This is a genomic window from Microcoleus sp. CAWBG640, assembly GCF_020883015.1.
Lineage (GTDB): Bacteria > Cyanobacteriota > Cyanobacteriia > Cyanobacteriales > Microcoleaceae > Microcoleus > Microcoleus anatoxicus.
The window spans coordinates 1-10,780 of the sequence record NZ_JAHRFC010000124.1 but is presented as its reverse complement, the minus strand read 5'-3'; the positions used below and the strand labels follow the sequence as shown (position 1 = coordinate 10,780).

The window sequence follows — 10,780 nt, the reverse complement described above, 5'->3', positions numbered from 1 at the left end:
GGACTACTGGGTGATGTTGAGTGACCGAGATAGTTGAGCATTTCTACTCATTTTTGTCTCGGATGATTCACTTTTACCCCCTCAACCCGCCTATGTGCCAGTTGGGGGTGCGGAATGTGGGATATAATTTTTCTGTCCGCTCATTCTAGTTATTATGAAGGTCGAGTCAATTTAGGTTTCATCTTACCGCGTTTACTCTCGTCCCCTAAATGTCTTGCGGTCTTTACCAGAGACGCTTTGACTGCTGCTGACTTAAATCGACAAGGTTTAAAAAAAGCCAAATTTGTCGGCAATCCAGTCATGGACAACCTCCATTCTACTGCCAAAGATTTGCCGTTAATACCGGAAGTTCCGACCATCGCCCTTCTCCCAGGTTCTCGCCTCCCGGAAGCCAGTGACAATTTAATTTTATTACTACAATTAGTTAAAGAAATAGTAGATTTAGGTTCACAACCTCTCCAGTTTATCGCTGCTTTAGTTCCCTCTTTGATGCCAGAATTAGATAATATTGCCCTGCGGTATGGCTGGGAAAATCACTCAGGAAAACTTTGTTTGTCCGCTCTCCAAGATAATTACCCCCATAAATTAGGTGTAGAAGTGCTTTGCTATTCCGATGCTTTTGCAGATATTTTACAACACGCTAATTTAGTAATTGGCATGACAGGAACTGCGGTAGAACAATCCGTCGGCTTGGGAAAACCTGTAATTTCAGTGTCCGGAAACGGGCCATCTTTTACCTATAGATTTGCGGAAGCTCAACACAGACTTTTAGGTGAATCGGTACAGGTATTTGCCAAACAACCAGCGAACCACGAGGTTCTTAAAGAAGCTGCTTTAGGGGTCTATCGGACTTTGCAAGACGAAGCTTATTTAGCCCGGTGCGCGAAGAATGGCTTAGAAAGAATGGGGCGATCGGGTGCTAGCATCAAGATTGCTGATTTCGTGGTCAACAATCTTTAATCGTAAGGTCTATTAATTTTTTAGCAACTCAGAAACCGTTTTAAATTTGTAACCTTGAGACTGCAAAGTCTTGACAATAATCTCTGTTGCTGCTACTGTTTTTGAGCGATCGCCTCCGCCATCGTGCATCACCACAATCGAACCAGAACGCACATGATTAATCACCTGATTTGCAATATCTTCCACGGTGTGTGTTTTTTCATAATCTTGGGAGTCCACATCCCACATAATCAATTTTTTGTGCATTTGGGACAGTAAATAAGACAAAACTAAAAATCTCCGACCCCAAGGTGGTCGAAAACTAATACTATCCTGCTTAACGCCTAAATCCCGCAAAAGTTTGTCGGTTTTTGAAATTTCCGCCAACAGAAACTCGCGAGGTTTAAACATCATATCTTTATGAGAGTAGGAATGGTTGGCTAACTCATCTCCCCTAGCAATAATCCTGGGCACGATTTCTGGGTGTTTCTCGATATTGCGGCCGATTTCAAAAAAAGTTGCTTTAACTTGGTAGCGATCTAAAACATCTAAAAGCTGATTGGTATAGGGAGGATAGGGGCCATCGTCGTAGGTAATTGCCACAACTTTGTCTTCAGTGTCAGCGCGGTTAAAACCTAAAAAATTGTGAAATTTAGTAATTTTTATCAATAGGGCTGATGCCAAAAATAATGCGATTATGACCAGAATATTTTTTTTATATTTTTTACGGATGCCCATAGATGGAAGCAGTCAAACGAAAATTACATGATATATGTTATATTACCACCATTCAAATTTCACCGCCCGACTTTTAAAAATTCCCGGAAATAACAGCAGGATAGAGATGAAACAAAACCTGTTTAAGGTGCGCTCCTATAAAATAAAAAAAAGATACAATTAAGTAAAGTACAACCATAAACTTTGTAGACATGAAACTAAAACGATTAGGTCACGTAGCCGTTTGCGTGCAAGACATTGAAAAATCTGCTGATTTCTACCAAAACTTGGGTATGGAGTTAGTCTGGAAAGATGCAGACTGGGCTTATTTGAAAGCAGGAGAAGACGGACTGGCGCTGTTGAGTCCTACTTACGATCAAGCAGGGCCACATTTTGGGTTCGTATTTGACGATCGCACCGAGATGGAATCAGCCTACGAACAACTCAAAGTTGAGGGTGTTTCCGTCACTCACATACACGAACACCGGGACGGTACTGCATCCTTTTATGGCAGAGATCCCGATGGTAACGGCTTTGAGTATCTTTACGAACCAGCGCCCTCGTCTAAATAATCATGAGACTTTTGGCAAAAAGATAGTCAAGAACAGATATAGATTAGTTGTTGGTGATGCCTTATTGGTGGCGATCGCGTGCCAATAACCACTCACGAATCACCAATCACCATTTATCCCCAACCCTGGCGGGGCGGGGACTGACAGCCACCGCCCCCAAAACTCCAAACCACTCTCCGATTCTTCCCTTCCCGGAACACCCGTCGTAGTCGCCGAAGAATCTGACGTAGCCAGACCGAGGGAGTACAGTAAGGTTTAAACTCTCAATAGCCACAAACATATCCAGAACTTCCGAAAATCGATCCGATAATCTAAAATCTAAAATCTAAAATCTAAAATCCTCATGTTTCAAAGAATACAAGTCAAAAACCGCTGGAAATCAATCCTCAAACCCTGGGCAGAAATAGACCCCTGGCTGTTCGCCGCCTGCATCGGCCTCACCATATTCGGGGGAATCATGATTCACAGTGTTGAGATCAATCAAGGATTGATCGATTGGTGGCGACACTGGGTGACAGGCGGAGTAGGTTTGTGTTTAGCCATCATCATTTCCCGGTGTCGCTACGAAGTATTGATCGAGTGGAAATGGCCAATCTACATAGCGATCAATTTGTCACTGATTGCGGTGCGGTTTATCGGTAGTACAGGACTCGGTGCCCAAAGGTGGATTAATATCGGCGGCTTCTACTTGCAACCGTCAGAATTTGCCAAAATCGGCATGATTATTACTTTAGCAGCCCTGATGCACGATAAAACAGTCCCTACGTTGCGGGATATGTTCAAGATGCTAGCAATCATGGCTGTACCCTGGGGATTGATTTTTGCCGAACCAAATTTGGGGACTTCTCTGGTATTTGGTGCGATAACCATGGGGATGTTTTACTGGGGTAATGTCAATCCCGGTTGGTTGATCTTGCTATTTTCTCCTTTGTTCTCGGTACTCCTCAATAACTTGTCTACACCGATTTGGATAGGTTGGATAGTAGTGGCGGGTGTGATTGCTTGGCGGTCTCTACCTTGGCGCTGGTTGGGGACTTTCGCTACAGTGCTGGTGAATGTGGTTTCGGGACACGTCGGACATATTTTTTGGAGCGTGCTCAAAGATTATCAAAAAATGCGGCTCACAGGGTTTTTAAACCCAGAAAAAGACCCTTTAGGTAGCGGATATCACTTGATTCAATCTCGGATTGCGATCGGTGCTGGGGAGCTCAAGGGGAGGGGATTGAATCACGGAACCCAAACTCAACTTAACTTTATTCCAGAACAGCATACGGACTTTATCTTTTCAGCGATTGGTGAAGAATTAGGTTTTATTGGTTGTATTTTAGTCTTATTTTGTTTCTGGCTAATTTGTTTGCGGTTGGTGATTATTGCTCAAACTGCTAACGATAATTTTGGTTCTTTGTTGGCAATTGGAATACTGTCAATGTTGATTTTTCAAGTATTCGTGAATATTGGGATGAACATCGGCTTAGCACCTGTTACGGGGATTCCGCTACCTTTCTTGAGTTACGGTAATGCCTCGCTGCTGAGTAATTTTCTAGGGTTGGGGCTGGCGGAGTCGGTGGCGAATCGGCGACAGCGCAAGAAGATGTGGAATAGGTAAAAAATATTGGTTATTGGTTATTGGTTAGTTGTTATTGGTTATTGGTTATTTGCACCGCAAATAACCAACAACCAACAACTAACAAACAACTAATAACTAACAACTAATAACCAATGCCCAATGCGCGATTCCCCATTCCCCATTCCCCATTCCCCATTCCCCATTCCCCATTCCCCATTCCCTATTCGTTCATATTTTTGTAAGTAGCCACAGCAGAAGGAGAACTCCGATTTAAGTAGCGGAATATCCAATACTTAAATACGGTATCCAAGATCACAGGAAAAGTGGCAATGAACAGAAATATGAACTGCCGATTTTCTGGTAGTCCGAAATGTCTTGATACACCTTCCAGAATTACTTCCCAACCGTGGGGTGAGTGGAATCCGACAAACACATCGGTAAACAAAATAATCACAAAAGCTTTTGCACTGTCACTGAGACCATAAACCACATCGTCCATAAAAGACTTGACAATTTCAATTTCTTTCTTGTTGGTGAGGAGAATCATCACAAAAGCCAGACCGGAAATCAAATCCGCAAATACATTTTTGATGGCCCCAGAGCTTTCACTCCCGAATTCTTCAGCTATTTCCAGAGCTTTTTCTTCAATTCTCTTTTCGGTTTCTTCTGGAGAAATCGCTGGAGCCCTACCAATTAATGTTTGAAATTTCAGGTGTTGCTCAAACTTTTCCAATTCTTTAAAGGCTTCCTCTTCCAAATCAACATTGATGAAAACAGGAGCATTGTTATTCGTTCTTATGCGATCTACTATCGGTCCAACTATAAAATTTTTGGCGATTTGATGAGTCAACAGCGGCACTAATATCAAAAGTAAAATAAACCTCAAAGAAATGACGGTTTTTACTTTTGAGTTACGAAAATTTTTAACTACTTCTTTTTCCGCGGCCGGATCTAACTCTTTAGTAATGCGATTCAAGGTTCCCAAAAGCGATCTGGGCAATAAACTCACTTCCTCAATATAAGTATCAACTCCCTCAGCGTCACTGGGGATGGAGTTAGGGGAACCGTTATTTTGGTAAGGTTGAGGACTGCCAGTTTTAGAACTAATGGGAAGATTGGGACTATTAGAAATTGGTACAATAGCCGTGGGTTTACGATTAATGTAGCGGGCGATGACCCTATCAATAAACTCTAACTTTTCAAATACAAGGGAGGCTCGATCTTTGGTATCTATGCCGAATCCACGGTGGTAACGATCGACCAAAACTCCACTCTTCGGTTGAGCAGCCACCCGCTCTGGTAGTTCCAAAAAAGCACGGCTGGCATTAAACTCAACCATTCTAGTTTGAATGGCTTTGAGGTATTTTTGTAGATCGGATTTAAAGTAAGATAAAGTGCTGTCTCCGTAATCGCCCGCGCGATCGCCAATGGGTTGACCACCAAAATGTTCGTCTTCGATCGCCTTAATTGCCAAAGCAGCTTCGTAGGCTTGTTCTAGAGCTCTTTCCGGCGTTTCTCGATACCATTGGCGAGCAGTGTAGAGATATTTTACAAATCTGTTCCAGGGAGAAGTATTCATAGCTAAAGCTGGTTAGTCTACCGTGGGATTAGTGATTAAAGTATTCATGGTATAGTAGCAAACTTACTTAGATTAGAAATCGTGTCTTCGGATTCAATTTGGATTGTCGGAGCCGCTCGCAGTGGCAAAACCAGTCGCCTAATTGAACAGTTCTGCCTGTGGAGCAAAACTGTTAAGCCTCTGTCAGCAACAGTTTCAAGTCGCTTGGGTTCTGGCCATCGCAGGCTGGGACAGACTGGCCGAGCAATTTTAGTTTTAGCAGCTAATGGAGAAAATCGCCTGGAATTGGCCGATCGCATCGCCGTCGCCACCCAGGGAAAATATACCTTTAACTCAACCACACCCTTTGGCTTTTTCGAGCAGGAGGTAATGCTTTTTTGGCCGCTGCTAATGGATTCCCTGGAATTGAGGGCCCAATTTCCTCTGCGGCTGCAACCTGAAACTGAACTGGAACTTGCAACTAGACTATGGCGTCACGAGCTAGACGAAGGGATTTTGCAACAAACAGGGGTAAGTCCAAATCGCATGGTGCGTCGAACTCTAGATTTGTTACAACTGGCTGCGGTTAGCGGGACACCGATGGAGACAATTCCCACTATTCTGGAACAGGGATTTGCTCAGCAAAGTGGCCAGACTCGTCTGTGGACTAGCATGGGAGAGTTGCTGGGAAGATGGCGGGAATGGTGTTTGAGAAGGGGGCTGCTGACTTACGGAATTATTGGGGAACTCTACTGGCGCTATTTGTTGCAGAATCCCACTTACCAAGAGCATTTAGCCTGGCGATACCAAGCAGTCATCGCTGACGATGTGGATGATTATCCAGCCATCAGTCGCGATTTGTTGGAGTTTCTGCTGTCTTCTGGGGCGACGGGGGCCTTCACCTACAATCCAGATGGAGGAGTGCGCTTGGGCTTAGGGGCTGATACTGAATATATGGCTCAACTGGAAACACGCTGTGCGACAGTGGAATACTTGGATCGAAAAGCAGGTTTAGCCAAAGATATTGGTGAGTTAGCGGTGAATTTAGCTGTTAATTTTGAGGCTTTTTATCCTTTTGGTTTGAGTTTTCCTGGAGAGGTGCGATCGATCCAAACTACCTCACGGGCCCAACTGCTGCGAGAAACGGCTGAAATCATTGCTGAGGCGGTTAAGTCAAAGGCTGTGGCACCGGGGGAGATAGCCGTAATTGCTCCTGGTATAGATGCGATCGCCCGTTACACCCTCACAGAAATTTTAGCCCGCGACAACATCGCCACGGAATCCCTCAACGATCAGCGTCCCTTGTCAAGTACCCCAGCGATTCGAGCTTTGTTGACAGTGCTAGCGTTAGTTTATCCGGGACTAGGCCGTTTAGTCGATCGAGACGCAGTAGCGGAAATGCTGGTAGTGTTAAGCAGGCAGAGAAACCGCCCATGGGAAGAGGAACCGGAAGCAGAGGCTAACAATCCCACGTCTAAAATCCCAAATTTAAAATCGATCGACCCCGTGAGAGCTGGTTTAATTGCCGATCACTGTTTTTGTCCCAATCTCGATCGACCCCCATTGTTACCGTTGACAGCCTTTCCTCGATGGGACAGACTCGGATACCGAGCGGCGGCTGCTTACGAGGACATTGTGGAGTGGATCGAACAACAGCGGAGGCAACAACAGGAGCGACTGTTGCCGAGTCCTATTTCCCTGCTCGATCGCGCTATCCAAAAATTTCTGATCTTCGATCGATACCTAGCCTACGATCGACTAGCAGCCCTGCGAGAATTAATGGAAACTGCCACTCACTATTGGGAAATAGACGGACGAATGCAGCAAATAGAACCAAAGTCCGGTGGCGACTCCGAGACGATCGCCCGTTTTATTCATTTATTGCGCCAAGGAACCGTCACCGCCAACCCCTTTCCAGTCAGGCCAGAGGGGCCCGACGGCCAAACCGTCACCATCGCCAATATCTTTCAGTACCGCAGCAGTCGCCGCGCCCACCAATGGCATTTTTGGCTAGATGCGGGTTCGCCGCTGTGGCTGAGTGGGGGTGCGGCGACGCTGTATGGTGCTCCTTTGTTTTGGCGATCGCAACAGGGGCGATCGTGGGAAAGTGAAGACGAAGAAACAGAAGGACAACAGCGACTGCGGCGAATTCTGGTAGATTTGTTAAGTCGCTGTTCCCAACTTTACCTGTGCCACAGCGAACTCGCCGTCAACGGACAAGAACAAACCGGGCCACTTCTGCCTCTAATTCACAACTCTGTTTCTTACCAAAGACCTGCGATGGGTAGAAGGTAGAAGTGATTAGTTACTTGTTATTGGTTATTTGTTATTTGCTGATTGTTAGTTGTTCCTTCTAATAACCAATCCCTTCTCTTCGTCTAATACTCAATTCCTCCGCCCAATACCCAAGAATACCTAATTTGTAAAAAAAAGGCTATAGTGTACCCAAAACTAACATCAAAACCAGCAAAGAATAATAGTTGTAGAACAAAAAATGAACCGAATAAAAAATACCTATAGCCATTGGTGAATTAATTCAGTATCTTAGAAAAGAACAAGATTATTCATCGCTCTAAAGCCGACATTTTGGCAATAAACTGATATTAATCAGTCTTAAAAATCAATCCGAATCATAGTTTAAAGGAGCCAAAATTATGCCGAGTGCAGTACCATTTATTCCGGTGCCAACGCCAACCCCAACGCCAACTCCAGAGCCAACACCAACTCCAGAGACAACGCCCACTCCGGCAACAACTCCAACTCCCGCAACAACTCCAACTCCGGCCCCAACGCCAACTCCCGCCGACGATACATTTGGGGGGATAGACGACACCTTGGGTGGAGGTGGCAGCACGACACCGGCAATCATCGGCGGAATTATCCGCGGTACAGACAAAAACGACACCTTGATAGGCAGTATCGGCCCCGACGTGATTTCTGGGCTGCAAGGCAACGATAACCTCCAAGGTGGGGAGGGCGACGACCTGGTATTTGGCAACGAAGATGATGATGTACTATTCGGCGGACCAGGTAACGACGCTCTCGACGGCGGTTCAGGACTAGATACGCTCTACGGAGGGAAAGGTAGCGACTCCCTAGACGGGGGAAATAACCCCGACCTGCTTTATGGTAATGACGGCAACGACACCGTAGTGGGAGGGGAAGGCAGAGACACAGCTTTCGGTGGCAAAGGCGGTGACAGCCTGCGCGGTGGCTTGGGTGATGATAGTATGTTTGGCGATCGAGGTGATGACGTTCTTTGGGGCGACCAAGGTAACGACTCCCTGTTCGGTGGCGACGGCGACGACCTGGTATTTGGCAACGAAGGAGGCGACTGGCTCTACGGCAACGTCGGCGCGGACACAATTTTTGCCAATGATGGGGACGACATCATTTTCGGCGGTGCTGGCGACGATATCATCGATGGTGGTGCTGGCAACGACGTTCTGTGGGGAGAAACAGGCAAAGACTTAGTTTCAGGAGGCGAAGGTAAAGATGTCTTCGTCATGGCCCGTGTTAGCTCTCCCGGCATTGGTGGCAGCACAGACCCCGTATTTATCACCAGCGGTGGCCCTGACATTGGTGATGCCGATATTTTTACAGATTTTCGCCAAGGCGAAGATCTAATTGGGTTAGGCGGAGACCTCAAATTTGAAGATTTGATCATCTTCCAAAGCAGCGACACCAAAGCAGGCAGTACGATTATTCGCAACGGTGTCAGTGGCGACTTTTTAGCAGTATTGCCTGGAGTGGACAGCAGAACCCTCGGCCGCAGCAGTTTTGTGATTGGCCAGACAGTTCCCGGCAGCGCTACCCCTCTCCCCACACCGACTCCAGCCCCCACTCCGACTCCAACACCCAATCCGACACCAACTCCAACTCCGACTCCAACACCGACTCCAACTCCAACACCGACTCCAACACCGACTCCAACTCCAACACCAAATCCGACACCAACACCAAATCCAACCCCAACACCCAATCCGACACCGACTCCAACACCGACTCCAACACCGACTCCAACTCCCTTGCTCAATCAGGCTCCAAAGGCAGTTAACGACAACTTCACCACCGTGGCGGGACAAACACTGAGTCTCAACGTCCTGTTAAACGACACTGACCCGGACAATAACATTCTGACTGTTACCACTTTTACCGCCACCAGCAAGGGGAGTTTGACTCCTGTGGGCGGTGGCAGTTTCAAATACACCCCGAATGCTGGCTTTTCTGGTGCCGACAGCTTTAGTTACTCCATCTCAGATGGCAGAGGAGGTACAAGTCAGGCGGTAGCGACAATCAACGTCAGTAGCCCGCCGAAGCTAGCAATTAATGATGGTGTAGTTGTTGCTAAAAGTGCTCCGATTGGGACAATTACGGCGGCCGATTTGTTAGTTACAGACACCGACAACACGCCGTCGGAAATTGTTTACACGATTACTCAAGCCCCTAACGCTAACAAAGGCTTTATCCAAAGGGGTACCGCTTTGTTGAATGTCGGCAGTAAATTCACCCAAGATGATATCAATAACAACATCATCAAATACAACCTGTTACCGACTGGGGGCAACGACAGCTTTACGTTTACAGCGTCAGACGGTTCTGGGACGATCGGACCGGCATCCTTCAGTATTACCGTTGTAGATAGTATTGTCGATCGCAGCAACCTCCCAGCCAGCAGCTTTACAGGCAGTAACCTAAGCGACTTTATCATCGGGGGCGCCGGGGACGATACCCTCAGTGGCGGTGATGGCAACGACATCATCGACGGCAGAGCCGGCAACGACCTAGTATTAGGTCAAGCAGGGAACGACTCTCTGCTGGGTTTTACAGGCAACGACACCATCGACGGAGGCGAAGGCAACGACACCATCGACGGCGAAGACGGCATCGACTCCCTCATAGGCGGGGTGGGTAATGACCTGATGTTTGGGGGTAATGACAACGACATCCTCAGTGGCGGTGACGGTAGCGATACCATTGACGGTGGCACAGGCAATGACTCCGTACTTGGCGAAGTTGGCGACGACTCGATACTTGGCGGCGTTGGTAACGACACCTTATTTGGCGGGGTTGGCGACGACTCCATCGAAGGCGGTGTTGGTGATGACATCCTCGACGGCGGTATCGGCAGAGACTTCCTCGATGGCGGTATCAATAACGACTCCATCTCCGGTGGCGACAGCGAAGACACCATTTTGGGTGGAGACGGCAACGATACTGAACTCGGAGGTGCGGGCAACGACTATCTCTTGGGCGAAGCTGGTAGCGACTCGCTGTTGGGAGATGCGGGAGACGACACCATCGATGGTGGCATTGGCAGCGATAGTCTGAGTGGCGGCTTCGGCAACGACTTGCTGTTGGGTGCTGATGACAATGACTCGCTTTCTGGCGGTGCGGGCAATGATATTATCGGCGGCGGTGCTGGTT

7 protein-coding genes are annotated in these 10,780 nt (G+C 47.2%); 5 read left to right on the top strand and 2 right to left on the bottom strand.

All coding sequences use genetic code 11. The features are described 5' to 3' along the window. Positions 1-114 precede the first annotated feature (114 nt). The gene (locus AAFP11_RS28170; RefSeq protein WP_341739996.1) at positions 115-960 is read left to right on the top strand and encodes a lipid-A-disaccharide synthase-related protein; all 846 of its coding nucleotides are present in this window, start codon (positions 115-117) and stop codon (positions 958-960) included. A gap of 12 nt (positions 961-972) precedes the next feature. Here AAFP11_RS28170 and AAFP11_RS28165 read toward each other — a convergent pair whose 3' ends face one another. Next, entirely contained in the window at positions 973-1,623 is a 651-nt protein-coding gene (locus AAFP11_RS28165; protein WP_341739995.1) for a polysaccharide deacetylase family protein, read from the bottom strand. A 245-nt stretch (positions 1,624-1,868) separates the two neighbouring features. Here AAFP11_RS28165 and AAFP11_RS28160 point away from each other — a divergent pair, with 245 nt between their 5' ends. Then, on the top strand, positions 1,869-2,228 hold the full coding sequence (locus AAFP11_RS28160) for a VOC family protein (RefSeq protein ID WP_341739994.1): 360 nt from the start codon (positions 1,869-1,871) through the stop codon (positions 2,226-2,228). Positions 2,229-2,571: 343 nt separating this feature from the next. Then, positions 2,572-3,834, top strand: a complete 1,263-nt coding sequence (rodA, locus tag AAFP11_RS28155; RefSeq protein WP_341739993.1) for a rod shape-determining protein RodA — start codon at positions 2,572-2,574, stop codon at positions 3,832-3,834. Between the two features lie 181 nt (positions 3,835-4,015). Here the strand turns inward: rodA and AAFP11_RS28150 are convergent, their stop codons facing one another. Then, positions 4,016-5,374: a proton extrusion protein PcxA gene (locus tag AAFP11_RS28150; protein ID WP_341739992.1), complete on the bottom strand. Its 1,359-nt coding sequence runs from the start codon at positions 5,372-5,374 to the stop codon at positions 4,016-4,018. An 81-nt stretch (positions 5,375-5,455) separates the two neighbouring features. On the opposite strand from AAFP11_RS28150, the gene AAFP11_RS28145 reads away from it, so the two are divergent. Both AAFP11_RS28145 and AAFP11_RS28140 read left to right on the top strand, forming a co-directional pair. Next, positions 5,456-7,648 carry a recombinase family protein gene (locus AAFP11_RS28145; RefSeq protein WP_341739991.1) on the top strand — a complete coding sequence of 731 codons (2,193 nt, stop codon included), beginning with the start codon at positions 5,456-5,458 and terminating at the stop codon, positions 7,646-7,648. Positions 7,649-8,007: 359 nt separating this feature from the next. Then, positions 8,008-10,780 (top strand): Ig-like domain-containing protein (locus tag AAFP11_RS28140; RefSeq protein WP_341739990.1); only part of this gene is annotated, 2,773 nt, incomplete at its 3' end.

Excerpts from the sequence above, each read along its gene's own strand:
- AAFP11_RS28170 (WP_341739996.1), top strand. The coding sequence starts at position 115 with ATGTGGGATATAATTTTTCTGTCCGCTCATTCTAGTTATTATGAAGGT.
- rodA (WP_341739993.1), top strand. The coding sequence starts at position 2,572 with ATGTTTCAAAGAATACAAGTCAAAAACCGCTGGAAATCAATCCTCAAA.
- AAFP11_RS28150 (WP_341739992.1), bottom strand. The coding sequence starts at position 5,374 with ATGAATACTTCTCCCTGGAACAGATTTGTAAAATATCTCTACACTGCT.
- AAFP11_RS28160 (WP_341739994.1), top strand. The coding sequence starts at position 1,869 with ATGAAACTAAAACGATTAGGTCACGTAGCCGTTTGCGTGCAAGACATT.